24 protein-coding genes are annotated in these 24,807 nt (G+C 70.6%); 15 read left to right on the forward strand and 9 right to left on the reverse strand.

Features of this window, described 5'->3' with window-relative positions; all coding sequences use genetic code 11:
- Positions 1-105: 105 nt before the first annotated feature.
- The 5 genes from FB559_RS27325 (at position 106) to FB559_RS27345 (ending at position 5,409) form a co-directional block, all read left to right on the forward strand.
- Positions 106-1,374, forward strand: coding sequence for an outer membrane protein assembly factor BamB family protein (locus tag FB559_RS27325; protein WP_141958966.1), 1,269 nt, complete (start codon positions 106-108; stop codon positions 1,372-1,374).
- A 134-nt stretch (positions 1,375-1,508) separates the two neighbouring features.
- Positions 1,509-3,491, forward strand: a complete 1,983-nt coding sequence (locus tag FB559_RS27330) for an APC family permease (protein WP_246122109.1) — start codon at positions 1,509-1,511, stop codon at positions 3,489-3,491.
- A 54-nt stretch (positions 3,492-3,545) separates the two neighbouring features.
- Positions 3,546-3,947: an OB-fold nucleic acid binding domain-containing protein gene (locus tag FB559_RS27335; RefSeq protein ID WP_141958968.1), complete on the forward strand. Its 402-nt coding sequence runs from the start codon at positions 3,546-3,548 to the stop codon at positions 3,945-3,947.
- Positions 3,948-3,978: 31 nt separating this feature from the next.
- Positions 3,979-4,734, forward strand: a complete 756-nt coding sequence (locus tag FB559_RS27340; RefSeq protein WP_141958970.1) for a DUF3159 domain-containing protein — start codon at positions 3,979-3,981, stop codon at positions 4,732-4,734.
- A 78-nt stretch (positions 4,735-4,812) separates the two neighbouring features.
- Positions 4,813-5,409 (forward strand): superoxide dismutase family protein, encoded by a 597-nt coding sequence (locus tag FB559_RS27345; protein ID WP_141958972.1) that lies wholly within the window; start codon positions 4,813-4,815, stop codon positions 5,407-5,409.
- A 294-nt stretch (positions 5,410-5,703) separates the two neighbouring features.
- Here FB559_RS27345 and FB559_RS27350 read toward each other — a convergent pair whose 3' ends face one another.
- From FB559_RS27350 to FB559_RS27370, 5 genes are all read right to left on the reverse strand, one after another.
- Positions 5,704-6,183, reverse strand: coding sequence for a hypothetical protein (locus FB559_RS27350; protein WP_141958974.1), 480 nt, complete (start codon positions 6,181-6,183; stop codon positions 5,704-5,706).
- A 153-nt stretch (positions 6,184-6,336) separates the two neighbouring features.
- Positions 6,337-6,672, reverse strand: coding sequence for a PASTA domain-containing protein (locus FB559_RS44875; protein WP_141958976.1), 336 nt, complete (start codon positions 6,670-6,672; stop codon positions 6,337-6,339).
- A gap of 195 nt (positions 6,673-6,867) precedes the next feature.
- Positions 6,868-7,653 carry an ABC transporter permease gene (locus FB559_RS27360; protein WP_141958978.1) on the reverse strand — a complete coding sequence of 262 codons (786 nt, stop codon included), beginning with the start codon at positions 7,651-7,653 and terminating at the stop codon, positions 6,868-6,870.
- Complete coding sequence (locus FB559_RS27365) at positions 7,650-8,603, reverse strand: ATP-binding cassette domain-containing protein (RefSeq protein WP_141958980.1); 954 nt, start codon at positions 8,601-8,603, stop codon at positions 7,650-7,652. The genes FB559_RS27360 and FB559_RS27365 overlap by 4 nt, the downstream gene beginning before the upstream one ends.
- A gap of 11 nt (positions 8,604-8,614) precedes the next feature.
- Complete coding sequence (locus FB559_RS27370; protein ID WP_141958982.1) at positions 8,615-9,277, reverse strand: DUF4097 family beta strand repeat-containing protein; 663 nt, start codon at positions 9,275-9,277, stop codon at positions 8,615-8,617.
- Positions 9,278-9,538: 261 nt separating this feature from the next.
- Here FB559_RS27370 and FB559_RS27375 point away from each other — a divergent pair, with 261 nt between their 5' ends.
- Complete coding sequence (locus FB559_RS27375; RefSeq protein WP_141958984.1) at positions 9,539-9,724, forward strand: hypothetical protein; 186 nt, start codon at positions 9,539-9,541, stop codon at positions 9,722-9,724.
- Between the two features lie 49 nt (positions 9,725-9,773).
- On the opposite strand, the gene FB559_RS27380 is transcribed toward FB559_RS27375, so the two are convergent.
- Together FB559_RS27380 and FB559_RS27385 are read right to left on the reverse strand one after the other, a co-directional pair.
- Positions 9,774-11,024, reverse strand: coding sequence for a class I SAM-dependent RNA methyltransferase (locus tag FB559_RS27380; protein WP_141958986.1), 1,251 nt, complete (start codon positions 11,022-11,024; stop codon positions 9,774-9,776).
- Positions 11,011-13,047 (reverse strand): APC family permease, encoded by a 2,037-nt coding sequence (locus tag FB559_RS27385; RefSeq protein ID WP_141958989.1) that lies wholly within the window; start codon positions 13,045-13,047, stop codon positions 11,011-11,013. The genes FB559_RS27380 and FB559_RS27385 overlap by 14 nt, the downstream gene beginning before the upstream one ends.
- Before the next feature lie 170 nt (positions 13,048-13,217).
- Between FB559_RS27385 and FB559_RS27390 the strand changes: the two genes are divergently transcribed.
- The 3 genes from FB559_RS27390 to FB559_RS27400 all read left to right on the forward strand — a co-directional run bounded on the left by FB559_RS27390 (position 13,218) and on the right by FB559_RS27400 (position 15,192).
- Positions 13,218-13,886 (forward strand): potassium channel family protein, encoded by a 669-nt coding sequence (locus FB559_RS27390; protein WP_141958991.1) that lies wholly within the window; start codon positions 13,218-13,220, stop codon positions 13,884-13,886.
- On the forward strand, positions 13,886-14,545 hold the full coding sequence (locus FB559_RS27395; protein WP_141958993.1) for a potassium channel family protein: 660 nt from the start codon (positions 13,886-13,888) through the stop codon (positions 14,543-14,545). Before FB559_RS27390 ends, FB559_RS27395 begins: the two co-directional genes overlap by 1 nt.
- Positions 14,546-14,739: 194 nt before the next feature.
- Positions 14,740-15,192 (forward strand): hypothetical protein, encoded by a 453-nt coding sequence (locus FB559_RS27400; protein WP_141958995.1) that lies wholly within the window; start codon positions 14,740-14,742, stop codon positions 15,190-15,192.
- Between the two features lie 10 nt (positions 15,193-15,202).
- Here the strand turns inward: FB559_RS27400 and FB559_RS27405 are convergent, their stop codons facing one another.
- Positions 15,203-15,415, reverse strand: a complete 213-nt coding sequence (locus FB559_RS27405) for a hypothetical protein (protein WP_141958997.1) — start codon at positions 15,413-15,415, stop codon at positions 15,203-15,205.
- Between the two features lie 260 nt (positions 15,416-15,675).
- Between FB559_RS27405 and FB559_RS44150 the strand changes: the two genes are divergently transcribed.
- The 3 genes from FB559_RS44150 to FB559_RS27425 all read left to right on the forward strand — a co-directional run bounded on the left by FB559_RS44150 (position 15,676) and on the right by FB559_RS27425 (position 19,715).
- Positions 15,676-17,913: a hypothetical protein gene (locus FB559_RS44150; RefSeq protein ID WP_185792425.1), complete on the forward strand. Its 2,238-nt coding sequence runs from the start codon at positions 15,676-15,678 to the stop codon at positions 17,911-17,913.
- 50 nt (positions 17,914-17,963) lie between these two features.
- Complete coding sequence (locus tag FB559_RS27420; RefSeq protein ID WP_141959001.1) at positions 17,964-18,893, forward strand: LLM class F420-dependent oxidoreductase; 930 nt, start codon at positions 17,964-17,966, stop codon at positions 18,891-18,893.
- Between the two features lie 114 nt (positions 18,894-19,007).
- Positions 19,008-19,715 (forward strand): TetR/AcrR family transcriptional regulator, encoded by a 708-nt coding sequence (locus tag FB559_RS27425; protein ID WP_141959003.1) that lies wholly within the window; start codon positions 19,008-19,010, stop codon positions 19,713-19,715.
- Between the two features lie 55 nt (positions 19,716-19,770).
- Here FB559_RS27425 and gndA read toward each other — a convergent pair whose 3' ends face one another.
- Positions 19,771-21,195, reverse strand: coding sequence for an NADP-dependent phosphogluconate dehydrogenase (gndA, locus tag FB559_RS27430; protein ID WP_281286290.1), 1,425 nt, complete (start codon positions 21,193-21,195; stop codon positions 19,771-19,773).
- Between the two features lie 151 nt (positions 21,196-21,346).
- On the opposite strand from gndA, the gene FB559_RS27435 reads away from it, so the two are divergent.
- Genes FB559_RS27435 through FB559_RS27445 form a run of 3 tightly spaced genes read left to right on the forward strand, consistent with a single transcriptional unit; the run spans position 21,347 to position 24,725 of the window.
- Positions 21,347-22,009: a nucleotidyltransferase domain-containing protein gene (locus FB559_RS27435; RefSeq protein WP_246122577.1), complete on the forward strand. Its 663-nt coding sequence runs from the start codon at positions 21,347-21,349 to the stop codon at positions 22,007-22,009.
- Positions 22,006-22,773 (forward strand): nucleotidyltransferase domain-containing protein, encoded by a 768-nt coding sequence (locus tag FB559_RS27440; RefSeq protein ID WP_141959007.1) that lies wholly within the window; start codon positions 22,006-22,008, stop codon positions 22,771-22,773. The genes FB559_RS27435 and FB559_RS27440 overlap by 4 nt, the downstream gene beginning before the upstream one ends.
- An 11-nt stretch (positions 22,774-22,784) precedes the next feature.
- On the forward strand, positions 22,785-24,725 hold the full coding sequence (locus FB559_RS27445; RefSeq protein WP_141959009.1) for a serine/threonine-protein kinase: 1,941 nt from the start codon (positions 22,785-22,787) through the stop codon (positions 24,723-24,725).
- Positions 24,726-24,807: the final 82 nt, after the last annotated feature.

Here is a 24,807-nt window from a genome sequence, read left to right on the forward strand (position 1 = left end):
AAATCACTGTGCCAGAACCGGATTCTGCGAGATGCTCCGATCGGCAGCGCGGAGGTTTCGCATGGCACGTGAGGCCGCCGAGACGGCCCGATGATGATGCGTGGGGTGGGCGTGCGGAGATTCGCCGGCGGAGCGCTGGTGGCGACGCTGGCCTTATCGGCGTGTAGTGGCGGGCCCCCCGAGCCGGCGCCGTCACCGCCCGACCGGGCCGGATGCCTGCGTGACGGTACGGCCCCCGCGCCGGTGCCGGGTGGTAAGGGTGCCGGCGCGATCCGGTGGTCGGTCGTACTGGACCGGTGCGGCCCGGCGGGCAGCGAGCTGCCGTTCGGCCACGACGAGGCGCCCTGGGGCTATGACTACGGCTGGAGCGCCACGGTCGCCGGCGGGCGCCTGATGCTGCTGCGCGATGGCGTGGTGAGCGCGTACTCGCTGCGTACGGGCCGGTCGCTGTGGCGGCGGACGCTTCTTCCCGCGCCGACCAAGGAGGCGCAGTGGGCTGAGATGTCCGCCTCGGCCGATGTCGTCACGGTCGAGCGGGGCGGCGAGGACTCGAGATACGTTTTCCTGGACGCACGGACCGGGTCGTCGTTGTGGAGCACCGACACCGGCGGCGAGGAGGCCGAGTTCCTCCTCGGCGGGCGGTATGTGATCAAGGCGGACGACGAGGCGATCGAGGGCCTCGCGCTGCGGACCGGACGCCGGCTGTGGCGGACCGCGGTGCCCGCCCCGGAGACCGCGGTGTCCGACGGGAAGGTCGTCTATCTCAGTTCGGTCTTGTCAAAGAGTGATCGTCCGCCGGTCCAGCGCCGGATCGTCCGTGTCGACGCCGCCTCCGGGCGAAGGCTCGCGGACCTGCCGCTGCCCGGACCTCTTCGCGTCGACATGGACACCGCCCACGGAATGCTGGTGCTCGCCGTGCTCGGTGCCAGTACGGAGCCGGTGACCCCGATCGTCAAGACCATCGCTCTCCAGGCGTCGACCGGGCGCCTGCTGTGGGCGCGCAAGCACGACGTGGCGACCGGTCCCGGCCTGTTCGGGCAGATCGACGAGAGCGCGGAGGCGTACACGGCGGTGGATCCCCGCACCGGCCGGAGCCTGTGGACCATCCCCCTCGGCGGTCACCGGCCGGTGATGGCGCGTCCGGACTATCTGGTCACCCTCGAGACCGAACGCTCCGCGCCCGGCACCGGGTGGATCCGGGGCCTGGCGCCGCGCGGGCGATTCCTGTGGACCTCCCCGCCGCTGGCGCTCCCGGACTACCTCACCGGCACCCCGGAGACGCTGCTGGTGATCACGTGTGATCCCTGGAAGCCTCGCGAGAGGACCGGACTGTGTGCGGACCACAGGCTGACCGCGGTATCGCTCACCGAATGACCGCGCTCGGGCCGAGCCCCTTGCCGCGCGTATCGAACGCGTGCGTTAGGGACGCGTTAAGAAGGCCGGGCGCGGCGTTAAGGGACCGTTAGGGATACCTGTTCTGCCTGCGTCGGGGCTATTTGCTGGCGACTGTGAAGCAAGCCGTCCTTCAGGCGCCCAAGCGTTTCCTCGTCGGCCGTCCCCTGCGGACCGGGCAGATGGGGGACACCCTCCTGCCCAAGAAACTCGCGTTGCCCGTCTTCTGCAGTGACCCGCTCTCGTCCGTGGCGTACGCGACGGAGGAGATCCTGCTCGCGCTCAGCCTCGGCGGGCTCGCGATGTTCTACCTGTCGTGGTGGGTGGGGGCGGCGACCGTGTTCCTGCTGCTCGTCGTCACCACCTCGTACCGGCAGACCTGCCACGCCTACCCCAACGGCGGCGGGGCGTACGCCGTGAGCCGTGCCAACCTCGGGGAGAACGCCTCGCTGGTCGCGGCGAGCGCGCTGCTCATCGACTACGTCATGACCGTCGCGGTCTCGGTCGCCGCCGGGGTCGCCAACATCATCTCCGCGCTCCCGTTCCTCGGCTCGCACGCGGTCGCCATCTCGATCGGGCTGATCGCGCTCGTCGCCGTGATGAACCTGCGCGGGGTCAAGGAGTCCGGCCGGGCCTTCGCGGTCCCGACGTACGGGTTCGTGGTGAGCGTCTTCCTCATGGTGCTCGTCGGCCTGTTCCGTACGCTTTCCGGGCACCCGCCGACCGCGGAGTCGGCGCACCTGACCGTGCACGCCACGCACAGTACGGCCGGGGCCGCCGTCGTGCTCCTGGGGCTGCGCGCCTTCGCCCAGGGCTGTACGGCGCTCACCGGCGTCGAGGCGGTCAGCAACGGCGTGCCCAACTTCAAGCGGCCCAAGAGCAGGAACGCCGCGACCACATTGACGATCATGGGGCTGCTCGCGGTGGGGATGTTCGCCGGGATCACCGCGCTCGCCTCCATCGCCCACGTGCACATCGCGGACAGCACGGCCCAGCTCGGCGGTGCCCCGGCCGGCTATGAGCAGAAGACCGTCATCGCCCAGCTCGGCACCGCGGTGTTCGGGCACGGGTCGGTGCTGTTCTTCCTGGTCCAGGCGTTCACGGCGGCGATCCTCGTGCTGGCGGCCAACACGGCGTTCAACGGCTTTCCGATCCTGGCCTCGATCCTGGGCGGGGACGGCTATCTGCCCCGGCAGTTCGCCCGGCGCGGCGACCGGCTCGTCTTCAGCAACGGGATCGTGATCCTCTCGCTGCTGGCCGGCGCGCTGGTCTGGGCGTTCGACGCGAGCACCACGCGGCTCATCCAGCTGTACATCATCGGGGTGTTCGTCTCGTTCACGCTGAGCCAGGCCGGGATGGTGCGGCACTGGGGGGAGGAGCTCCGCCGGCGGCCGGGTCAGGCGCCGGCGATCCACCGGTCTCGCGCGATCAACTTCGTCGGCGCGGTGCTGACCGCCCTTGTCCTGGTCATCGTGCTGGTCACCAAGTTCACGCACGGCGCCTGGATCGTCGTGGTCACCATGCCGGTGGTGTTCCTGATGATGAAGGCGATCCACCGGCACTACCGGCGGGTCGCCGCCGAGCTCGCGGCGGGAGAGAACGGCGTGCCGCTGCCCAGCCGCATCCACGCCGTCGTCCTCGTCTCCAAGCTGCACACCCCCACGCTCCGGGCGCTGGCGTTCGCGCGCGCCACCCGGCCGAGCACGATCATCGCCCTCTCCGTCGCGACGAGCGAGGAGGAGGCGTCGGCGTTGCAGCGGGAGTGGGGCGAACGCGACCTCCCGGTGCCGCTGAAGATCCTTGACTCGCCGTACCGCGACATCACCGGCCCGGTGCTCGACTACGTCGGCCGGATCCGGATGAAGAGCCCGCGCGACGTGGTGTGCGTCTTCATCCCCGAGTACGTCGTGGGACGGTGGTGGGAGCACCTGCTGCACAACCAGAGCGCGTTCCGGCTGAAGGCGCGCCTGCTGTTCCGGCCCGGCGTGATGGTGACGAGCGTTCCCTGGCAGCTGGGGTCGGCCGAGGCGGCCCTGGCGCGGGGTTCGGAGGACACCTCGTTCGCGGCCCGCAGGCAGGTCCGTTCGGGTGCAGCTTGATATCACCATTTCTGCCGGTTTGTTTCTCAGGCGGATGGCTTAGTCTTGCGAATCATGGAAGAGGTGCCCGACACGAGCGGCGAGGGTTCGGGAGAACGCGGTCTGCGCGGGTTCATCCGCCGGCTGACGTCGAGTAAGGCCGAGCTCGAGGCCCAGGAACTCCAGAAGACCAGCGACTCGGAGGGCGCCACCCCCATCAAGGCATGCGCCGAGCGTCGGCGCGCCTGCGTAGCGGGTACGCTACGGACTGTGACACTGCGCCCGCGTGGTGGCGCGCCGGCGCTCGAAGCCGAGCTCTATGACGGGTCCGACGTGATCGACCTCGTCTGGCTCGGGCGGCGCCGGATCGCCGGCATCGAACCGGGTCGCCTGATGCGCGCCGAAGGACTCGTCAGCGTGCAGGACGGCCGCAAGGTCATGTTCAACCCGCGTTACGAGCTGCGGGGCGGCACGTGATCGAGATCTCGGGCGCCCGCGAGGAGGTCAGGTGAACGACCCGACCCGGCCGGACTCCGCGCACGCCGGAGCCGCGGCGGAGACCGATGCGGACCAGGCCGCCGCCGAGACCGAGGCCGCCGCCGAGGCCGTCCCGGACAGGGCCGCCCACGACACCGTCGAGGAGGCGGTCCGCACACAGCTGACCAAGGCCCTCGGCGGTGCCCGCGGCGTGGTCGAGGCGGCCATTCCCACGATCGGCTTCACCGTCTCCTGGATCGTGACCAAGGAGCTGCGGCTGTCACTGGGGATCGGCGCCGGTCTCGCGCTGGTCCTGCTGGCCGTACGCCTGGCGCAGCGGTCCACCGTCCAGTTCGTGCTCAACAGCATCTTCGGGATCGGGATCGCGGCCCTGTTCGCGCTGCGCTCGGGCAAGGCCGAGGACGCCTTCCTGCCGGGCATCCTCTACAACGCCGGCTACGCCGCCGCGATGCTGGTCTCGATCGTGGTCCGCTGGCCGCTGGTCGGCTTCATCATCGGATCCGTGACCGGCGACCCGACCGCGTGGCACCGCGACCGCGAGATCGTACGCCTCTGCTCCCGGCTCACCTGGCTGCTGCTGATCCCATGCCTGGTGCGCGTCGCGGTCCAGTACCCGCTCTACCTGGCGGGTCACGTGGCGTGGCTGGGCGCCGCGAAGGTCGTCATGGGCTGGCCGCTTCAGGTCGCCGCCCTGGCCGCGATGGCCTGGCTGCTGGCCCGGGGCCGTACCCCCATGGACCGGAGCACTCCCGCACCCGGGGCGTGACTGTCCGTAGTCAAAGGCGGGTATGAGACGGATCCGGACCATTTCGCTCTGGATCGTCACCTCATCGGGGACCGTCTCATGCCTGGCAAGTACCACCTGCTCGCGGTCGTCGCCCTGGGCGGCGGCGCCACCGCGCTCGGCGCCTTCACGGCCGGAAAGACAATCCGGCAACCCGGCATGCCGGGTGGCGCCGTCATCAAGAGCGCCGAGGGCAAGACCGTCGGCTCACTACGCGTCGAGGACTCCGGCCGGCACAAGTCCAAGGTCACCGTCAGCGCCAAGGGCCTGCCGCCCGGCTACCACGGCTTCCACTTCCACAAGAAGGGCGTCTGTGACGCGCGGTCGATCGACCCGAAGACGGGCAGCCCGTTCTACAGCGCGGGCCCGCACTTCGACCTGGGCTCGCACTCTCACCCGAACCATTCGGGAGACCTGCCGGACCTCCTGATCGCCGCGGACGGCACCGGCCACGCGACGATCACCACCGACCGGTTCCAGCTGAGACAGCTCCTCGACGCCGACGGCAGCGCGATCATCATCCACGCCCTGCCGGACGACCAGGCCAACATCCCCAAGCGCTACCAGGCGAACGGCAAGCCCGGCCCGGACGCCGAGTCACACCGGACCGGCGACTCCGGCGCCCGCATCGCCTGCGGCGTGATCACCAAACGCTAGAGCCTGTCTCGAAGTCCCAAGTGGTCGCGGTTGCCCCTGATGAAGATCATTTCGTTTTGAGGTGAGCGGTGGCGGGGTGTGAGACGTAACGGGGCGGCGCCGGGTGCGGCGAGCCCGCAGTCGGCGACCATCGCGCGTGCGCCGGGAGCCGTCCCCCGCACCGCGCAGCGCCGCGTCCAGGGCCTGATGGACGCGCTCACCGCCGACACGCGCTTTCCAGGCCGGTGTCGCCGCGTCGATGGCTGTGAACGGCCGCCGTCCCCCGCCTGGAGGGTCGGCGCGGCGGGCGACCGCTCAGTGCGGCGCGCCGGAGGTCTCCAGGATCTTTCCCTTGTACGAGCAGCCGTCATCGTCCAGGTGCTTCAGCTGGTAGGACTGGAGCCGGTCGATCTGGACCTGCGTCGCATGCCTGGCGAACCGGACGATGACCGTCTTGTGGTACCCGACCGTGACCGTCTTCGACATGGCGACCGGCGCGTGGCCGAACTGCGGCCAGCGGGCGGTGACCTGGGACTTGATGCTGATGTTGCCGGTGTTCTTCACGACGACCTCGGCGCTGACCGTGTAGTCGGTGCCCATTCCGGACGAACCGAGATCGTAGTCGCAGGTGCCGGTCAGCTTGGCCTTCGCCTCGGGTCCGCTGCTCGTGGCCGGCCCGGACGACGCGGTTCGCGGAGGCTCGGCGGCGCTGCTCTTCGCACCGCTGACGGTCGCGGCGCATCCGGTGAGCGTCAGGGTCGCGGCCGCCGCGGCGGCGATGAGGACGGTTCGCATGGCGTTCCTCCCATTGAGGGACGGCGAGGGAGGGCAGGGCGGAGGAACGGGCCCGGCCGACCCTCGAAGGACAGGCCCGAGGTCATTCGGACCAGGCGTCCAGTAGAGCCCCATGGCCTCCGCCGGGAAATCCAGGAATTCGGGGGCACCCCCCTACTCGCCGATCTTCTTGGAGAACAGCGTCACGACCGTGTCCGGCCGGACACGGCGGCCCGCCGGCGGGGTCTGCCGTACCACGACCCAGTTCCGATCCCAGATCAGCAGCCGGCCCTGACCGGTCGCGTCCTCCTCGCGCAGGTCGTAGAGCCCGGCGGCCTGCATCGTGTTCTGTGCGAGCTGGTGATTCTTGCCGACCACGGCCGGGACCTTGATCAGCCGCACAGACGTCTTCGGCGGCGCCGCCGGCGGAGCCGCCGGATTCGAAGGCGCTCCGGCGCCGCACCCGGTGAGGACGAGTGCCGCGATGACGCCGCTGGTGATGGTGCGCATGAGAGTTCCCTTCGCCGGTGAGGATGAGACGCGAAGCCGGGCCCTACGGGTTGACTGTGAGAGTGACCGGATGTGGCGCATCCGGCCGGGGTGTCTTGCGTCGAGCGCTCGCTGCGATCCCATCCGGGGCGACGGTGGAAAGGGCCAGGGCCGTCAGACCTGTTGGTCTGACGGCCCTGTTCGGGGGGTTCATGGTCAGGCTTTGCCGAAGGTGTTCTTGGCCCAGAGGTAGGAGACGACGGCGATGCCGGCGCACCAAGCGGTGGCGATGGTGGCGCTGTTGCCGATCGGGGTGCCGAGCAGGAGGCCGCGGACGGTTTCCATGATCGGGGTGAAGGGCTGGTATTCGGCGAACCAGCGCAGGGCGGTGGGCATGGAGTCGGTGGGGACGAAGCCGCTGCCGAGGAAGGGCAGCAGGATCAGGGGCATCGGGGCGTTGCTCGCGGCCTCGGGGCTCGAGGAGTTCAGGCCGAGGGCGACCGACAGCCAGGTGATGGCCACGACGAACAGGGTGAGCAGGGCGACGGCGGCCAGCCACTCGAGTGCGGTGGCGTTCGGGCGGAAGCCGATGGCCAGGGCGATGCCGACGAGGACGGCCATGCCGAGGAGCTGCTGGATGACGCTGCCGACGACATGGCCGGTGAGGACCGAGGCGCGGGAGATCCGCATGGTGCGGAAGCGGGCGATGATGCCTTCGGTCATGTCGGTGGCGACCATGACGGCGGTTCCGGTCGCGGCGGTGGCGGCGGCCATGAGCAGGATGCCGGGGACGACGTAGTTGACGTAGGCGCCGCGTCCGCCGCCGGATCCGCCGCCGAGTCCGTTGCCGAGGGCGCCGCCGAAGACATAGACGAACAGGATCAGGAGGATGACGGGCGTGATGATGAGTTGGATGGTCATGGACGGGTAGCGGACCAGGCGTTTGAGCTGGCGCCGGATCATGGTGTTGGAGTCGCGGGCGGCGAGGGTGAGGGTGCTCATCGGGTGGTCTCCTTCTGCTGGCCGGTGAGGGTGAGGAACACGTCGTCGAGGTCGGGGGTGTGGACGCTCATGGCGGTGATGTCGATGGAGTGTTCGTCCAGGAGGGCGAGTAGTTCGCGGATCGCGCGGACGCCGCCGTCGCTCGGCACCTGAAGGGTGAGCGCCTCGGGGTCGGCGGCCGCGGCGTCGCCGAGGAGGTGGCGGGCCGCGTCGAGCGGGTGCGTCTCGGCGAAGGTGAGCTCGATGTGGCCGCCGGAGATGCGCCGTTTGAGCTCTTCGGCGGTGCCTTCGGCGATCAGTCGTCCGTGGTCGAGGAGGGCGATGTGGTCGGCGAGCTCGTCGGCCTCCTCCAGGTACTGGGTGGTGAGGAAGATGGTGACGCCGCCCGCGACGAGTTCACGGACGATCTGCCACATGGAGCGGCGGCTGCGGGGGTCCAGGCCGGTGGTGGGCTCGTCCAGGAAGATCAGGCGGGGGTCGCCGACCAGGGTCATCGCCAGGTCGAGCCGGCGTTGCATGCCGCCGGAGTAGGTGGCGGCCGTCTTGCGTGCCGCGTCGACCAGGTCGAAGCGCTCGAGCAGCTCGGCGGCCCTGCGCTTGCCGTCGTCGCGTGTCAGGTGGTTGAGGTCGGCCATGAGGAGCAGGTTCTCCTCGCCGGTGAGCAGCTTGTCGACGGCGGAGTACTGGCCGGTGACACCGATCGCGCCGCGTACGTCGTCGGGATCGCGGGCCAGGTCGTGGCCGGCGACGAGGGCGGTGCCGCCGTCGGCCGGGATCAGGGTGGACAGGATCTGGACGGTGGTGGTCTTGCCGGCGCCGTTCGGGCCGAGCAGGGAGAAGACCGTGCCTTCGGGTACGGCCAGGTCGATGCCGTCGAGCACGACCTTGTCGCCGGTCTTGTCACGGTAGGACTTGCGCAGCCCGTTCACTGAGATCGCCAGGTTCGTCATTTCGGTACCCCTCAGAGGCTGCGGGCGACGATGTCGCCGTAGGAGGTGGTCGCGTGGATGTCCAGCTCGGCGGAGCCGTCGTTCTTGAGCGCGTTGCTGACGCGGCCGTAGCCGGTACCGGCGTCCAGCGAGGACGAGACGCCCGGCGCGGCGGAGATCTCGATGTCGCCCATGTTCGTGTGCAGGGTGACCTGGCCGCCTGCGGCCTCGGCGACGTGGATGTCGCCCTTGCTGGTGGTGATCTCCGCGGGGCCGGTGAGGCGGCCGACCCAGACGTCGCCGGCGACGGCGGTGATGCGGGCGCTCGCGGCCTCGTCGACCCTGACCTGGTCGTACGCGCCCTCGAAGGTCACCTCGCCCAGCCGTCCCACGGCGCGGAACTCGGTGGCGGCGGCCTTGACCTCGACCCGTGAACCGGCCGGCAGCTGGACCGTCACCTCGATGGATCCGGACGCTCCGAACAGCTGGTTCTTCGTCGGCATCTCGATCCGCAGCACGCCGTCGGCGTAGTCGACCGTGGCCTGCTCCGCGGCCTTGACGTCGCGGCCCTTCGCGGCGTCCGCGGGCAGGACCTCGACCGCGGTGTCGGCCCGGTCGGCGGCGACGAACCGGACACGCCCGGCGGGGACGTTCAGGACGGCGGAGATCGGGGCGGGGGTCTCGAACTTCTGCATGATGCGCTCCTGCGACTCGTTGTTTCGAACATCGCAAACGCTACGTTGCATTTAAATATCCGGCAACACGCTTGTTGCGCTAAAACAACATAGGTGCAGGTAGAACTCGTAAGATTGTTGCAATGGTCTCGAAAAAAATGCAACGATCTTGATAGTGATCGTTGCAATGAAATGGAAGCGAACGCTATGTCGAGGCGGTCGCGGGCGGCCTCACCGCGACCGGACATGTCGGGCGCCTCTCAGCGTCGTACAACGGGACCCGTGCCGCACGAGCCCACACACCGCCGTGTGGCGGCGGTCGTGCGGGCCGTAACGGGTGAAGTCGGGGTCGCGGACTACGCGGGCGAATCCGCCGGCTCGTCGAAGACGGCCGAGGCCATATCGGGCTCCTCCAAGATCGTGCGGCACTCGTGCGTCACGAGTGCGCAGATCCGCGAGGACGCCTGAGGTTCCCTGAGGATTACGAGATGGTAGCGGCCCGGGTAGAGGCCATTTTCTAGCCTCTGACCAGCGTCGCCAGAAGCTCCACGTGCTGGGTCATCGGGAAGGCGTCGAAGGCGCGGAAGCCCGACAGCGCCCAGCCCTGCTCGGAGAAGAGCGCCAGGTCGCGGGACAGGGTGGCCGGGTCGCAGGAGACGTACGCGATGCGGCGGCCCGCGAGCTCGGCGATCCGCTTGACGACGTCCGGGCCGGCGCCCGTGCGCGGGGGGTCGAGGACGACCAGGTCGGCGCGGTTCAGCTTCGTCTTGCCGCGGCCGAACTGGATCTCGTCCAGGACCTTCTCGACCTCGCCGCGCTCGATGGACACGTGCGGCAGGTCGCGCAGGTTGAAGCGCGCGTCCTTCACCGCCTGGGCTTCGGACTCGATGCCCACGACCAGGCCGTCCGAGCCGACGCTCTCGCCGAGCACGCCCGCGAACAGGCCTGCGCCGCAGTACAGGTCCACCGCCACGTCGCCGCGGCGGGGTTCGAGGGCCTCGATCACGGCGTCCGCGAGCAGCGGGGCGGCTCCCGGGTGGACCTGCCAGAACCCGCTGCCGCTGACCTGCCACAGCCGGTCGCCCACGTCCTCGCGTACGAACGGTGGCTTGTCCGGCTTGCCGCTGATCAGGCGGACCTGTGCGTCCATGCGGGGCACGCGGGCGCGGCCACGGGTCTTGAGGATGGCGAGCCGGTCGCCCGTGCCGGCCGAGGCGATCGCCTCGACGCCGGCGGCTCCGGGCCAGCGCTTGCGCTCGATGCCCAGCACCTCGACCTCGGGGTGGGCGATCAGACACTCGTCGATGGGCTCGATCGTGTGGGAACGGTGGTGCTTCAGCCCGACGGCGCCGTCGCGGCGTACCGAGAACTGCATGCGGGTGCGCCAGCCGAGGCCGTCCGGGGCTCCGGGCACCTCCTCGACGATGACCTCGCGCTCGACACCGGCGACGCGGCGGAGCTGCTCCTCCACGACCGCGGCCTTCAGCAGCCGCTGCGCCGGGAGCGACACGTGCTGCCAGTCGCACCCGCCGCAGCGTCCGGGGCCGGAGAACGGGCACGGCGCCGGTACGCGGTCGGGTGAGGCCTCCAGGATCTCCACGGCGTCGGCGCGCAGGAAGTTCTTGGTCTCCTGGGTGACGCGGGCCCGTACGCGCTCTCCCGGCAGCGTGTGCCGGACGAACACGACGCGGCCCACGTGCCGGGCCACGCACGAGCCGCCATTGGCGACCGCGCCGATCTCGAGTTCGATCAGGTCAGACGATTCCACCGGCGGCACGTGAATCCTTCGAGTCGGCGTCCTGCGGGGGGTACGGACGGCGGATGGAGCCTGGCGCGGCCCGCTCGGGTCGCCCCTTGAGACGGTCAGAGGAGGCGAGCTGCCAGGGGACGCTCGTCACCATCACACCGGGCACGAACAGCAGGCGCGTCTTGAGACGCAACGCGCTCTGGTTGTGCAACAGGTGCTCCCACCAGTGTCCCACGACATATTCGGGCAGGAACACGGTGACCACGTCACGGGGACTGCGCCGCCGTACGCTCTTGACGTACTCCAGGATCGGCCGGGTGATCTCGCGGTACGGCGAGTCCAGGATCTTGAGCGGTACGGGCAGCTCGTGCGCGTCCCACGCCTCCTGGAGCTCCTCGGACTCCTGGGGGTCGACCGCGACGGAGACCGCCTCGATGGTCGACGGGCGGGTGGCCCGCGCGTACGAGAGCGCCCGCAGCGTCGGCTTGTGGATCTTGGAGACGAGGACGATGGCGTGGTTGCGCGGGGGCAGTGCGACGTCCTCGCCGCTGACCACGAGCTCGGTGGCGACCCGGTCGTAGTGCCGCCGGATGCCCCGCATCATCAGGAACAGCACCGCCATGGCCACGCAGGCGATCCAGGCGCCGAGCAGGAACTTGGTGATGAGGACGACGATCAGGACGATGCCGGTGACGACCCCGCCGAAGGCGTTGATCGCCCGCGAGGTCATCATCCGCCGGCGCTTCCCGCGGTCGGTCTCGGTCCGCAGCAGGCGGTTCCAGTGGCGGACCATGCCGGTCTGGCTGACGGTGAACGACACGAAGACGCCGACGATGTACAGCTGGATGAGCGCGGTCACCGAGGCGTCGTACGCGTAGATCAGCAGGCCCGCCATGGTGCCCAGGATGATGATCCCGTTGCTGAAGGCGAGCCGGTCGCCGCGGGTGTGCAGCTGCCGGGGCAGGTAGCGGTTCTGCGCGAGCACCGAGCCGAGCACGGGGAAGCCGTTGAACGCCGTGTTGGCCGCGAGAGCCAGGATCAGCGCCGTCATCACGGTGACGTAGGCGAAGCCCAGGGGGAAGTTGCTGAACACCGTGTGGGCGACCTGCGCGACGATCGGATCCTGGTCCGAGACGTCCTTGCCGGCGCTGTTGATCAGGTGGGTGCCCAGAGTCGGGTCGGCGAACTTGGCCTTGGTGATGTAGGCGAGCGCGACGATGCCGCCGAACATCGAGGCCGCCACGACTCCGAGCAGCAGGAGCGTCGTCGCGGCGTTCTTGCCCTTGGGCTTGCGGAAGGCCGGCACCCCGTTGCTGATCGCCTCGACGCCGGTCAGGGCGGCACAGCCGGAGGAGAACGCGCGCAGCAGCAGGAAGACGAGCGCGAATCCGGTCACGCCGACGTCGTGACCCTGGACGTTCAGGTCGGCGGTCTCGGCGTGCAGGTGGGCGCCGAACGAGAGCCGGGTGAACCCCCACAGCAGCATCACGAACACGCCGAACATGAACAGGTACGTCGGGATCGCGAACGCGATGCCGGACTCCCGGATCCCTCGCAGGTTCAGGATCGTCAGGATCGCGACGATCGCGATCGCCACGAGCACCTGGTGGGGCTGGATGAAGTGGATGAGGGCGCCGAGGTTCTCGACTCCGGAGGAGACCGAGACCGCCACGGTCATCACGTAGTCGACGAGCAGGGCGCTCGCGACGACGATGCCCGAGTTGCTGCCCAGGTTGGTGGTGGCCACCTCGAAGTCGCCGCCGCCACTGGTGTAGGCGCGGACGTTCTGGCGATAAGACGCCACGACCGTCAGGAGGATCACGATGACCGCGCCGGCCACCCAGGGGGTGAAGTGGTACGTCGCCAGTCCGGCCAGGCCGAGGGCGATCAGGATCTCCTGTGGTGCGTACGCGACCGACGACAGAGCGTCACTGGCGAACACCGGGAGGGCGATCGTCTTGGGGAGAGTCTGCTCGTGCTGCTGGGCACTTCGCAGGGCCCTGCCGAGCAAGAGCCTCTTGACGAGGTCGGGAGCCTTCGACACGACCGTGATGTTAGTCGCTAACCGGATCGTGAAAACCCATCACGGTATGGGGATGAAAAGAAGTGCGATCCATCGGACGGGTCAAGGAGTTCTGTCCCGCGCCCGGCCATGTGTAGGTTTCTCAGGTCAAGACGGAGCCAAGCGGACCTAAGGCGCCGGGAAGGACGACCGTGCACATCGTGATCATGGGGTGCGGGCGTGTCGGATCGACACTCGCCCACATCCTTGAGGATAAAGGCCACAGCGTGGCCATCATCGATCAGACCCCTGAGGCGTTCCGCCGGTTGCGCGGTGGTTTCAAGGGGCGGCGGATCACCGGATTCGGTTTCGACCGCGACGTGCTCGTCGAGGCCGGGATCGAGCAGGCGTCCGCGTTCGTGGCGGTGAGCAGCGGTGACAACTCCAACATCATCTCGGCTCGCGTGGCACGCGAGACGTTCGGCGTCGAGAACGTCGTGGCCCGCATCTACGACCCGCGCCGTGCCGAGGTGTACCAGCGGCTGGGGATCCCGACCGTCGCGACCGTGCGCTGGACGGCCGACCAGATGATGCGCCGGCTCCTCCCTGAGGGCCCGGCACCGCTCTGGCGCGACCCGACCGGCGAGGTCGTGCTCGCGGAGGTCCAGATGGACCCGAAGTGGGTCGGCGCGAGAGTCTCCGCCCTGGAGGAGGTCGCGCGGACCCGCGTGACCTTCCTGAACCGCATGGGCGAGGCCGTGGTCCCCGATGGCGACACCGTCATCCAGGACGGCGACGTGGTCCACGTGATGGCCGTCGCGGCCGAGATGGAGCGCATCAACGACGCCGTGTCACAGCGGCCCGACGAGGAGGCGGAGTAATGCGGGTCGCCATAGCCGGTGCGGGAGCGGTCGGCCGCTCCATCGCCCAGGAACTCCTTGAGAACGGCCACGAGGTCCTCCTCATCGACAAGAACCCCCGATCGATCAAGGTCGAGGCGGTGGCGCAGGCCGAATGGCTGCTCGCCGACGCGTGTGAGATCGCCTCACTCGACGACGCGGGGCTGGAGCGCTGCCATGTCGTCGTGGCCGCCAGCGGCGACGACAAGGTCAACCTCGTCGTCTCGCTCCTGGCCAAGACCGAGTACGGGGTGCCGCGCGTGGTCGCGCGGATCAACCACCCGAAGAACGAGTGGCTCTTCAACGAGTCATGGGGTGTGGACGTCGCCGTCTCGACGCCGCGGCTCCTGTCGGCGCTCGTCGAGGAGGCCGTCAGCGTCGGCGACCTGGTCCGGCTGATGACGTTCCGCCAGGGAGAGGCCAACCTGGTCGAGCTGACGCTGCCCGAGGACGCGCCTCTGGCGGGACAGCTGGTCGGTTCGGTGGCATGGCCGCAGGACAGCGCGCTGGTCGCGATCCTGCGCGAGGGCCGGGTGCTGGTGCCCAGCCCCGACGACACCCTCGAAGGCGGTGACGAGCTGATGTTCGTCGCCAACCAGGACGTCGAGGACGAGCTCGGCGAGCTGCTGTCGGCCCGCTGACCTCGTTTCGCCGTGCCGGGGCGGCCCCGAACGTGCGGGACCGCCCCGGGTGGCGAAAGGGCGTGGTGACGCCATTTTGTGAATCCCGGATTTGATCTTTCCGCCCGGAAGTCGCGGTGGGCGACGGACCCGTCGCCGATTGTTACAATCCGTAGTCCCTCCAGTACGGCATTGCCCGCGTTTTGGAGACGACTATGCGAATCACGTTCCTCACCCTGGTGTTCGTGCTCGCCGCGTGTTCGCCGGGCCGCCATTCGGCCGGGCATTCCGGTGGGCAGGCGGCAACGCCGTCACACGCGCCGACATCCGCCCGCCCTCCCGCGACTCCGCCGCCTCCCGGAGACGAGGCCGCGCCGCCGGACGATGACACGGGCGCGCACACGGTGACGTTCGCCGTCAAGGGCAGTGTCCGGCGCGCCTCGGTGACGTACACGGTGCCGGGCGGGCGGCGGCACCACAGTGTCGTGTCGCCGCCCTGGAGCAGGACGTTCACCGTCAACGACGGTCAGAGCATCGACGTGACCGCGCACAGCACCGGCGACGGCGAGCTCACCTGCACGCTCGAGGTGGACGGAGATCTCGTGAAGAGCGCGACGAGCTCGGGCGGCTCCGCGACGGTGGACTGCGGCGACGGTCTCGGCTTCTGACCACGCGAGGTCAGCGCGCGACGGAGGCCTCGGGCGCCGGCTTTTCCAGATCGGGGCGGTGGGTGTGGGGGGCCATGTAGCCGGCCACGGCGGCGAGGACCGTGGTGATCGCGGCCGCCACCTCGGACGGGATGTCGACACCGGTCAGGTGCAGGACCCAGACGAGGATCGTGGCGATGGCACCGGCAAGCGTGGCCGCGGTGACCTTTTTCTCAGGCAGCACAGGTCTATTCCTTTTGGTCGAAAGGCCGTCAAAGGAAACTATCGCCATGTGCCATGCGCTGTGAGCGTTATCGAGGCCGATGTCGCAGCCGGGTTTTTACCATCACTGTTTGTGACGACACGCCGACGCGCTGCTATGAGATCCCCCTTGGGACGGTTAGAACGGGGCGTTGTCAACAGCGTCTGAGCAGGTCCGGGGGGACAAAGATGATCGACATTTCTGGCCGCGCCATGCGTGCCGGAATCCGGAGTATCACGGCGGTGGCGACGGCCTCGTGCTTCGCCGTCATGCCGCAGGTCATAGCCAGCGCCTCCGCCCACACCGGCGGTAAGGCCGCGCGAGCGCATGACCGCGTCACTCCGCACCGAGACCACGACGGCCGTGAGGCGCGCGATCACCGAAGGGGGCGCGCCGATCTCGTCGTCGACACTCATGGGCCTCGCGGGGCGATCGTCCCCGGCAGAACGTACAAATGGCCGTTCGAGGTGACCAACAGGGGCACCGTCCCGGCGCGGGACGTCGCTCTCACCGCCAGACCCGACAAGAACCTCAAGGTGCTCGCCGCACCGCCGAAGTGCCACTGGAAGCGGACCGGCCCGCTCGTCTGCAAGATCGGCCTCGTGCCGCAGGGCGCGACCCGGCGCGGCACCATCACCGCCGAGCTCACTCCCAGGGCTCACTACGGAAAGGCGCTGAGCAACCCCGTCCAGGTGTCGTGGCACAACGCTCCGACGGCACCCGAGCGGAGGCTGGCCGCGTTCCCACCGGTCGGCGTCTCGTCGGACCCCGACCCGGCGGCACCCCAGGGCGCCGACGCGGACGGGAGGATCCCGTACCCCCTCATGGTGACCGAGCACGGCCCGGTGACCGCCGAGTCCGTCGTGGTGCGGAGCCCGATCGGGGTTCCCGCACCGGCCGGCCCGTGCGGGAGCGGGGCCGCGCCCGTCAGGAGCGAGGGTGAGTCCGCGCCGTCTCTGGGCTCCTGCGCCGCCAAGCAGGACGACCCGCTGGCGTGCGGATGCGCCGCCGCCGAGGACCGGCCCGCCTCCGGGCCGCCCGCCGACGCGGTGGTGCCCTACAGGCCGGCCGCCGGTGACGCGCTGGGACGGCCCGTCGTGACGCCGGCCCGGCCCGCCGCCGCGGCACCCGCCGCGGCACCGGCCAAGGCCGCGGCGCACCCCGTCGCGGTTCCGGACCGGCCCGCCACGGCGCCGTGTGGCGCGGTGGCGGCCAGGCCGGTGGCCGTTCCCGGCCGCCCGGCGGTTCCGCCGTGTGCGGTGGCGCACCGGCCGGAGGCCGTGCAGGGCAGGCCGGCGGTGCCGGCGGGCATTCCCGCCGTCACGCCGTGTGGTGCGACGGCGGGAAGGCCGTTCATCGAGCCCGTGCGTCCCGCGAACGTCCCGGACCGCGCGATCGTCCCGCCGTGCGCGGTGGCACACCGGCCCGTGGCCGTGCAGGACAGGCCCGCGGAAGCGGCGGACATTCCCGTCACCACGCCGTGTGGTGCTCTGGCCGGACGTCCGGTCATCCTGCCCGCCCCGGCACGTCCGGCGGACGTCCCGGACCATGCGGCGGCAGCGCCGTGTGCGGGCGCCCAGGGGCACCCGGGAGCCGGGCAGGCCAAGCCTGCCGCGGCGACCACCGCCGACAGGCCCGGTACGAAGGCCGACGCGGACAAGACGGCCGCGGACGCGCCCGTCGCCACTCCGTGCGGTGCGGCGGCGGCCAGGCCGGTCGTCGTCCCGGGCCGGCCGGTCGTCGTGCCGGACATGCCGGCGATCCCGCCCTGCGCGCAGGGCGGGCTGGGGGCGTGCGGGTGCGTGAACTCCCAGAACGCTCCCGTGGCTCCCGCCGCGGCTCCGGCACTCCCGGTCGCTCCGGCGGCTCCGGGCGACCCGGCCAAGGCGGAGGTCGCGCCCTGCGCGGCGGCCGCGGACAAGCCGATGGCGGTCGAGGGCAAGGCGGCCTCGGAACGTCCCTTGGCACCGCCCTGCGGGACGGCCGACAACGCGCCGGCCGCCGTACACGAGGAGCCGGCCGTCACGCCTGACACCGTTTCCCCGATGACGCCGCTGACGGGTCCCGGAAAGTCGGTGCCCGGCAAGGCGGCTCACGAGCCGCTGGGCCACCCGGCGCGTCATCACCACGTACGGCTGCCGGTCGGTGCCCCGCGGGGCTCGGGTCGCGCTCACCGTGACTGCTCGCGGCAGGGATCGGGCTTCGTCTGCCCGCTCGGCTCCGCGCCGCACCACCGGCCGCACGTGGTCAACCTGACGGGGCCGTCTCACCCGCACGCGCTGCGCTGCGGGGGAGCGAGCGGCATCGCCTGCCACACCCGGGCGGCCCACCCGATCGCGGCACGGCCGCAGCCGGTCCGCGGGAACCTGCCGACCACCGGCGGTTCGTCCGCGCTGCTCGCTCTGTCAGGTCTCGGCTTGGCGGGCGCGGGCATGGTCCTCTACCGGCTCAGCCGCGCCCGCCGTGGCGAAGAGGGCTGAGTAGTACCCGACAGTGCGGGCCGAGGCGACGGGGGAGCAGGATGGGGGTCATGCTGTTGAGGATCTTCACCGAGCCCCAGCAGGGGGCCGACTACACCACCCTGCTCCGCGTCGCCAAGGCCACCGAGGACGGCGGCTTCGACGCGTTCTTCCGCTCTGACCACTACTTGAAGATGGGGGACGTCAGCGGCCTGCCGGGCCCGTCGGACGCCTGGGTCACCCTGGCCGGTCTGGCCAGGGAGACCGAGCGCATCCGGCTCGGGACCCTGGTGACCGCGGCGACGTTCCGGCTGCCCGGCCCTCTCGCCATCTCCGTGGCCAATGTCGATGACATGAGCGGAGGACGCGTCGAACTCGGTCTCGGGACCGGCTGGTACGACGAAGAACACACCGCGTACGGAATCCCGTTCCCCGGTCTCGGCGAGCGTTTCGACCGGCTCGAGGAGCAGCTGGAGATCATTACGGGAATGTGGGACACCCCCTCGGGCAAGACGTTCGACTTCGAGGGGGCTCACTACCAGGTGACCGGCTCTCCGGCGCTCCCCAAGCCGGCCCAGCGGCCGCGGCCGCCGATCATCATCGGCGGAGTGGGCGCCAAGCGCACGCCGCGGCTCGCCGCCCGTTTCGCCGACGAGTTCAACGTGCCGTTCCACTCGATCGAGGAGACGCGGGCGGCGTACGAGCGGGTGCGGGCCGCCTGCGAGAACGGCGGCCGGGACGACTCGTCCATCACCTTCTCCGCCGCGCAGGTCATCTGCTGCGGGCGCGACGACGCACAGCTCCGGCAGCGCGCCGACGCCATCGGCCGTTCGGTGGAGGACCTGCGCGAGAACGGCATCGCCGGCACCCCGGCCGAGGTCGTCGCGCGGCTCGCCGCGTTCGGCGAGGCCGGCGCCGAGCGCGCCTACCTCCAGGTGCTCGACCTGAACGACCTGGACCATCTCGCGCTGCTGGCGAGCGACGTCCTTCCCCAGGTCTGACTCCGGACACGACATGATCACGTCGGAGCGGGCCGCGCACCGCTCCGACGTGATCAAGAACCGCGGCGGAACGCCGTTCGCCGTCGGTACCCTGTTCGAAGGGAGGAGTGTGCCGTGACAGGGACGACCGAGATTCCGCCCCCGCCGTGGCGGCGCCCGAAGAAGACCACGCGGCAGCGCCGGCCGCTCAGCCAGGAACTCATCGTCGACACCGCGATGCGGGTCCTCGACGCGGAGGGGTTCGAGGCGCTCAGCATGCGCCGGGTCGCCCTCGACCTGCGGACCGGGCCGGCGTCGCTGTACGCGCATGTCGCGAACAAGGACGAGCTCCTGGAGCTGATGATCGACCGGATCGTCGGCGAGATGGAGATGCCCACGCCCGACCCGGCCCGGTGGCAGGAGCAGATCGTCGAGTCCGCGATCGCCGCGCACGGCGTGTGGGTGAAACATCCCGGGATCGCGCGTGCCGCGCTCGCCAACATCCCCGTCGGGCCCAACTCCCTGCGCTACAGCGAGGCGCTGCTGGCCATCCTGCGGGCCGGGGGTGTGCCGGACCAGCAGGCGGGCTGGTTCGTGGACCGGGTGTCCCTCTACGTGCTCGCGGACGCCTTCGAGGCGTCGCTGCACCAGGAGCGCGGGCGCCGGACCGAGGAGGACGCGCGGGACTACTTCGAGCAGATCCGCGCCTACTTCGAGAGCCTGCCGCCCGACCGCTTCCCGGTCATCACGTCGATGGTGGGCGCGCTGATCGAGGGCGGCGGCGACGAGCGCCTGAGGTTCGGCCTGGAGCTCCTGGTCCGGGGACTCGCGTCGTACGTGTGAGACGGCGGCTCCGGCCGGGCCTCAGGGGCACGGCCGGAGCCCGCTCGTTCTCGTGTCAGCCGGCGGAGATCTCCCGGCCGTCCTCCGACCACAGGGTGTGGAAGGACCCGTCACGGTCCACGCGCCGGTAGGTGTGGGCGCCGAAGTAGTCGCGCAGCCCCTGGATCAGCGATGCCGGGCCGCGCTCGCGGCGGTAGCCGTCGTAGTAGGCCAGCGACGCGGAGAACGCGGGCGTCGGGACGCCGAGGTCCACCGCGGTGCGTACGACCTTGCGCCACGCGTCCTGCGCACCCGCGACCGCGTCGCTGAAGTAGTCGTCCAGCAGGAGGTTCGGCAGGTCCGGGCTGCGCCCGTAGGCCTCCTTGATGCGGTCGAGGAAGCGCGCCCGGATGATGCAGCCGCCGCGCCAGATGGTCGCGAGGGTGCCCGGGTCGACGTTCCAGCCGTACTCGTCCGACGCGGCGCGCATCTGCTCGAAGCCCTGTGCGTACGCGACCACCTTGGAGGCGTACAGCGCGTCGCGCACGGCGTCCACGAAACCCTCCGGCGTCGTGCCGCCGCCGGGGCCGGGCAGGATCTTCGAGGCGCGGACCCGCTGGTCCTTGCGGGCCGACAGCGCGCGGGCGTACACGGCCTCGGTGATCGCGGTGACCGGGACGCCGAGCTCCAGGGCCGACTGCGCGGTCCAGCGGCCGGTGCCCTTCTGCTCGGCCTCGTCGACGATCACGTCGACCAGGGGCCGGCCCGTCGTGGCGTCGGTGTGCGCGAGCACCTTGGAGGTGGTCTCGATGAGGAACGACTCCAGGTCGCCCTCGTTCCACTGCTCGAAGACCTGGGCGATCTCGGGCGCGGACAGCCCGGCCGCGCTGGTGAGCAGGTCGTACGCCTCGGCGATGAGCTGCATGTCGGCGTACTCGATGCCGTTGTGCGCCATCTTGACGTAGTGACCGGCGCCGTCCGGGCCGATGTGGGCGCAGCACGGCGTGCCGTCCACCTGGGCCGCGATCGTGGTCAGGATCGACTCGACCGGGGCGTACGCGTCGGCCGGTCCGCCCGGCATGATGCTGGGCCCGTTGAGCGCGCCCTCCTCGCCGCCGGAGACTCCGGTGCCGAGGAAATGGAGGCCGTGCTCGGTGAGCGCCGCCTCGCGCCGCCGCGTGTCCTCGAAGTGTGAGTTGCCGCCGTCGATCAGGATGTCGCCCTTGTCGAGCAACGGCACCAGCTCGTCGATCACGGCGTCGACGGGCCTGCCGGCCTTCACCATGATCACGATCCGGCGCGGCCGGTCGAGCGCGGCGACGAACTCCTCGATCGTCGTCGTGGGCGTGAACTCGCCCTCGTTCCCGTACCGTTCGATCAGCTGTTTGGTACGGCTGTCACTGCGGTTGTGTACGGCCACGGGGAACCCATGCCGCGCGATGTTTCGCGCGAGGTTCTGGCCCATGACGGCCAGCCCGGTGACACCGATTTCGCTTCCCACGTCATCAAGGCTAGCCCTGGCGCGTCACTGGCGGGGGTGACCGGCGCGCACGTTCGCCGGCCGTTCCGAAAAGTCACGATATTTCGGCAATTCAAGTTGGAGTCGGCGGTGATCTCCGCCAGGCTCTCATCCTGTGGATGATCTCTCCTTGGTGCGCGACCACACGGTGCTGTCCGTCGTGGCCGGTTCGCGCGCCTACGGGCTCGCCACGGAGGACAGCGACATCGACCGGCGCGGCGTGTTCGTGGCGCCGACGCCGCTGTTCTGGGGCTTCGGCAAGCCTCCGTCACACGTCGACGGGCCGGACGCCGAGCGCTTCTCCTGGGAGCTCGAACGCTTCCTCGGGCTCGCGCTGGACGCCAACCCGACCGTGCTGGAATGCCTGTGGTCGCCCCTGGTCGAGAAGGTCACCGAGCAGGGGGAGGAGCTGCTGGCACTGCGCGGCTCCTTCCTGTCCCGCCACGCGCACCGGACGTTCCTGCGCTACGCGGAGAGCCAGTTCCGCAAGCTCACCGGCGACGTGCGCACGCGCGGCGAGCCCCGGTGGAAGCACGTGATGCACCTGCTCCGGCTGCTGATCAGCGGGCGCCACCTGCTCGAGCACGGGGAGCCGCTGGTGGACGTCGCGGACCACCGGGAGCGCCTGCTCGCCGTACGCCGCGGCGAGGTGGCCTGGGCCGAGGTCGACGCGTGGCGGCGGACCCTGACGAGGGACATGGACACGGCGCTGGCCGCCACCGGCCTGCCCGAGGAGCCGGACCGTACGCGAGTCGAGACGTTCCTGGTGTCCGTACGGCGACGGGGCGCGCGATGACACAGACGCTGCCGTCCTGGCTCGCCGAGGTGACCGGCGACGTGGTGTTCGCGACCGTCAGCGGCGCCCACCTGTACGGCTTCCCCTCCGTGGACTCCGACGTGGACCTGCGCGGCGTGCACCTGATGCCGGTCGAGGACGTCGTCGGCCTCCGCACCGGCGAGGAGACCGTCGACCGGACCTGGACACGCGACGGCGTCGAGGTCGATCTCGTCACGCATGACCTGGCGAAGTTCGGCCGGCTGCTGCTGCGCCGCAACGGCTACGTCCTGGAACAGCTACTGTCGCCCCTCGTCGTGACGTCGTCGCCCCTGCACGAGGAGATGGTCGCACTGGCGCCCGGCTGCCTGACCCGCCACCACGCGCACCACTACCTGGGTTTCGCGCGTACACAGTGGGGGTTCTTCGAACGGACGGGTGAGCTCAAGCCGCTGCTCTACACGTTCCGCGTGCTGTCCACGGGCATCCATCTGATGCTCACCGGCGAGGTCCTGTCCGACCTGGGCGCGCTCGACCACGGGCCGGCGTACCTGCCGGACCTGGTCGCGGCCAAACGCGAGGCCGAGCACGGCGCGCTGCCCGCCGGCGCCCCGGACCCGGGCCGTCTCGCCGCCGACGTCACCGCGATGACCAGCCGGCTGGAGACGGAGCGGGACCGGTCGTCGCTGCCCGAACGGCCCTCCGCGGGGCCGGCCCTGCACGACCTCGTCGTCCGGGCCCGGCTCGCTGACCTGCCGTATGTTAACTCTCGGTCGCAAGGGTAAATCGGTACGTCGTGGACACCCCTCGTCTGCTCAAAAATCGGTACCGGCTCGGCAGCGTCATCGGCCGCGGCGGCATGGGCGTCGTATGGCTCGCCACCGATGAGGTACTCGACCGCAGCGTGGCGGTGAAGGAGGTCTCCTTCCCGCCCGGCCTGCCCCACGAGGAGCAGAACAAGCTCCGCCGCCGTACGCTCCGCGAGGCGCGCACCACCGCGCGGCTCAACCACCCCAACGTCGTGGGCGTGTACGACATCGTCGAGGACGAGGACCGGCCCTGGATCGTGATGGAGTTCGTCCCGTCGCGGTCGCTCGCCGAGGCCGTACGCGACGACGGCCCGATGACCCCGGAGCGCACCGCCGCGATCGGCCTCCAGCTGCTCGCCGGACTCCGCGCCGCCCATGCGGCCGGCGTCCTGCACCGCGACGTGAAGCCGAGCAACGTCCTCCTCGCCGATGACGGGCGGGTCGTGCTCGGCGACTTCGGGATCGCGACCGCGAAGGGCGGCTCGACCGTCACCTCTTCGGGCGTGCTGATCGGCTCGCCTTCGTACATGGCGCCCGAGCGGGCACGCGGACGCGACGTCGGCCCCGAGTCGGACCTGTGGTCGCTGGGCGCGACGTTGTACACGGCCGTCGAGGGCCGGCCGCCGTTCGACCGCGACAGCGCGGTGGCCACGCTCGCGGCCCTCGTGATGGACGACCCGGACGCCCCCGAGCGGGCCGGACCGCTCTGGCCGCTGATCCGCGGGCTGCTCCAGCGCGACCCCGCCGAACGGCCCGCCGTGGAGTCGCTCGCGAGCACGCTCCGCGAGGTCGCCGACGGCTCCGCCGAGGCCACGGACGCGTCACCGGACACCCACACGCAGGCTGAGCCGGCCGAGGCGGCCGTCCGGCCCGCGGTCCGGAAGTCGAGAAAGACGAGAAAGGCAGAGGCAAGGCGGCGTGCGGCGGAGAGGCCCGCGGCCGCGGAGGTCGGGCCGCCCGCCGTCGAGGAGGGACGTCCCCCGGCCGAGGAGGCTGGAGGATTTGCGGACGAGGCGCCCGCGGACGAGGTCGTCCCGGCCCCGAGCGTCCCGCGACCGCGCCCGGCGCTCGACGAGTCGCCCCCCGTGGAGACGCCGCCCGATGACGTCCCGGCCGGCCCGCCCGCCGCCGGCATCGCGGGAGTCGTCGAGCCGGGCCCGGACGACACGGCCGGCCCGGCGGCGACGGCCACCTCGTCCCTGCAGAGCACCGGAACCGTGAGCGGCACGCGCACCGGTGCCTCCCGCCGCGTCCCGGTGGTGGCCCTGACGGCGCTGGCGCTGGTCCTGGTGGTAGGGCTCCTGGGCTGGGCCGTGAGCGGGATGTTCGGGGACGACGACCAGGGCCGGCGGTCCGCACAGAAGCCGGTCACGACACCGAGCGGAAAGGCGTCGAGCCCGTCCCCGGCCGCCTCGCCGACGACATCGGCGCCGGCCACCGCGCCCACGTCGCCCGCCGTCTCCCCGACGGGAACCACCGGCCCGCTGCCCGACGGCTACCACTGGCACCACGACAGCACGCACTTCTCGATCGCCGTTCCGGACGGCTGGTCGGCCGATCATCATGGCCACTACCTGTACGTGGAGGACCCCCACAGCTCCCGGACCCTGATCGTGGACCAGTCCGACACCCCGAAGTCCGACCCGCTGGCCGACTGGCGGGAGCAGGAGGCCGCCCGGAAGAGCGGCTTTCCCTCGTATCACCGGGTCCACCTGAGGTCCGTGGACTATCCGCAGGCACGCAAGGCCGCCGACTGGGAGTTCACCTACAACGGCTCCGGCGGCCGCACCCACGTGCTCAACCGCAACATCCTGGCCAACAGCAAGCACGCCTACGCCCTGTACTGGCAGGTCCCCGACAGCAAGTGGGACTCGAGCCGCAAGATCTTCGACGTGTTCGCCGCGACGTTCCGTCCGGCCAAGGGATGACGCGGACCGGCGCGAACCCTTGACCCTCTGGCCTCGGCTTCACTACTTTGCGCACGTTAGGAAACTTTCCTAACGAGGTTCG

Origin of the sequence: Actinoallomurus bryophytorum (assembly GCF_006716425.1) — a bacterium.
GTDB classification, from domain to species: domain Bacteria; phylum Actinomycetota; class Actinomycetes; order Streptosporangiales; family Streptosporangiaceae; genus Actinoallomurus; species Actinoallomurus bryophytorum.